At 64.7% G+C, this 269-nt stretch carries 1 protein-coding gene; it reads right to left on the reverse strand.

The window, feature by feature from the left end:
- A partial coding sequence (locus tag R0J88_RS20470; protein WP_410900946.1) for a HisA/HisF-related TIM barrel protein occupies window positions 1-269 on the reverse strand: 269 nt, incomplete at both ends.

Below are 269 nucleotides of genomic sequence, written 5' to 3' on the forward strand. Positions count from 1 at the left end.
CGCCCAGGTTGTGGATGCCGCCCGAGGCGATCACCGGAATGCGGGTGGCTTCAGCCAGTGCCTTGGTGAAAGGCACATTGCAGCCCTGCATCATGCCGTCCTTGGCGATGTGGGTGTAGACGATCGCCGAGACGCCATCGGCCTCGAAACGCTTGGCCAGGTCGATGACCTGCACGGTGCTCACTTCGGCCCAGCCGTCGGTGGCGACGAAGCCGTCCTTGGCATCCAGGCCAACGATGACCTTGCCGGGGAAGGCCTTGCACGCTTCG

The sequence above is a fragment of the Pseudoalteromonas sp. SIMBA_162 genome (assembly GCF_046535955.1).
Lineage (GTDB): Bacteria > Pseudomonadota > Gammaproteobacteria > Enterobacterales > Alteromonadaceae > Pseudoalteromonas > Pseudoalteromonas marina.